Below are 2,660 nucleotides of genomic sequence, written 5' to 3' on the forward strand. Positions count from 1 at the left end.
AGTTGGATAGTTTGAATATACTTCCATCTGTATTTTCATTCTGACCTGTTACATCTGTAGCGATCAGATTGCCTCCGTCTTCCTCCAGTTTCTCCCACAAATATACGTTATATGTACTTGCATCCAGGCTATTGATCTCCAAAACACCTCCTGTCTGTACTTCGATGTAGTCATCATATGACTGGGGAAGTTGGTTATGATAAATGAACTCGAAGGGGCTGGTATTGGCGGCCGTTAATTGCTTCTCTATCTCTGAAAAGGTGAGTTGACACTGGTGAACATCTACTTTGGCAAGATCTGGTGACTGTTTCAGATCGGGGAGTTGCGTGATCAATGTTTTAGAAAGGTCCAATTCTTCAAGTCTGGAGGTGACCGGGAAATTTGGCACTGCCCCCATCAATGTATTTTTACTCAAATTCAGGTACTGAAGATTGGGGAGACTTGCAAGGGAGGCTGGGATCACTCCATTAAGTTTGTTGCTGCTTATATCCAGGTATACCAGGTTAGTGTGGTTGGAAAAAGCTGGTATTTGACCCGAGATAGCATTATTTGCCAGTGACAAGTATTCCAGGGAATGAAGATCACTGATTACAGCAGGAAAGGATGTAGTGGCAATCCCACAGTTTTCAAATGAAAGCTCTCTCAGTTTTGTAAAAGGCGCCAGTAAAGTATTCAGGTCTAAAGATCCTCCTTTACCTCCACCAAACAAGCTGTTGTTCATCCGAAGAATTTGTAATTCAGTCAGGTTGCCGAAAGATGCAGGTATACTCCCGGCAAGGTTATTATTGCTCAGGTTAATACCTGTTACGTCTCCGTTTTCTGTTGTTATGCCATACCAGCCGGTGATCTGATCTACTGACGTTATGGTACTCCAGTCTGTGGGCCAGCCGGTCTTATCGGTCCAACTGGTGCCTCCGGATGATTGGTAGAGGGACTGAAGGGCGGCTATTTCTGCTGTGTCATCCACGTTTCCGTTGATACATGATACAGGATCGGATGGTAAAGCGGCCAGTTGGCTGATTTCCGTAGCGGTTAATGCAGTGTTATATATTTTTACCTCATCAAAAACCGCATGGGTATTGTAGCCTGTTGCTGCCATTCTGCCAATATATACCGGCAGAGTGGTGTTATTGATTACTCCTGAGCCCACATCTGTGGTCGCTACCAATACGCCATCCTGGTATAGTTTGATCTGGGGTCCCTCACGAACCCCCGCCAGGTGGTACCACTGGTTGAGGTTGAGTGCAGTAGCGGATATGGCATGGTATTTTGTTGCTCCGCTTTCTATGATAAAACGGGGATACTCATTATACTGACCTCCTAGGTTTAGCGTCCACTCATTGGCACCCACATTTCCGCCATTATTCCATTTACCTACTCCCATCAGGTTATCATAGTTGTTGGTGGCTGACAGTTTCTTCACCCAATAGGCTACTGTAAAGTCGCGACCTCCGAAATCATTGCTGGCATCATCAGGGATTCGACCATAATCATCTTCCCCATCCAGCAGCAAACCCTGTCCCTGGTAGCCTGCTGTCCATTGGGCTCCTCCATGAATAGTCCCGTCCAGCCCTCCTGAACTGTCAGTCAGCGTGGTGCCACTGCAGGTGTTAAAATTCCATGCCGATGGGTCAAATGGTGGTGCGGCAAACGATACATTAGCATTGTTAATCTCTCCGCCTGTATGATAGAAGCTCACATCTACCAAAAGCGAACTGGTAGATGGCGTGGCTGAGGTGTAAAGCACTGTGCCATTTTGCTTGTAGGTGATGGCGCTGCCTGTCCTTTCTATTCTCAGCACATCACCATTAATGATGTCGCCAAAGCCTGCCTGGGTCTGCCCGCCTTCTGTCACTACTATTTTGTTGACGCTGTTCAGCTTAAAGGCATAGTCAATGTTATTCGTTGCATCAGGGTTCGTTTGGGAAAAACCGAAGTAGCGTTCTTTGCCTGTGGCATAGACTGTAAATTCTGCCCAGCCATCGATTCCGGCTGCGAGCATTTCCTCAGAAGCGGCTCCGGAATTGTCTGTGCCCCAGCCTGCTGTCTTCACTACCGAATTATCTGCATGTACTTCTACTCCCACCAGGTCGGTCCAGGTGACCGGTGTGCCACTACTTAGGGGTGCCGGTGGGGTGGTTATTGTCGTGGTGTTGCTGTAGTCCGAATCTCCTGCTGCATTGTAGGCGGATACTCTGTAGGTATAGGTAGTTTCTGACACTGTGGTATTGTCGCTGTAGCTGGTCACATCTGCTATCGTGGTGGTGAGCTGCTCATAGGCGTTGCTGCCAAGCTGGCGTTCTATTTTGTAACCGCTTTCATTGGTGGCATTGTCGGTCCAGCTTAGGTGTACGCCTGCCTGGTCTGCTGTGGCTGTCAGGCTGGTGGGCGCTGTGGGGAGGGTGACCGGTGCGCTGCCAAAGGAGCTCATACCGTTGTTGATCTCTCCGCCTGAATGGTAGAAGCAGGCATCTGCTATCAATGAGGTGGTGGATGGTGTTGCGGAAGTGTAGATAGTGGTGCCATTCTTTTTGTAGGTGATGGTGTTACCGGTCCTTTCTATTCTCAGTACATCGCCATTGGTAACACTACCAAAGCCGCCTTTCCAGTTGCCGTTTTCCTGCACTACTATGGTATTGGTACTGCTCAGTTTGATGGCA

At 48.2% G+C, this 2,660-nt stretch carries 1 protein-coding gene; it reads right to left on the minus strand.

What is annotated here, in order from left to right; all coding sequences use genetic code 11:
• On the minus strand, window positions 1-2,660 hold a 2,660-nt coding region (locus C900_RS27550; RefSeq protein WP_040497705.1), incomplete at both ends, for a LamG-like jellyroll fold domain-containing protein.

It is taken from the genome of Fulvivirga imtechensis AK7 (genome assembly GCF_000331535.1).
Classification (GTDB): Bacteria; Bacteroidota; Bacteroidia; order Cytophagales; family Cyclobacteriaceae; genus Fulvivirga; species Fulvivirga imtechensis.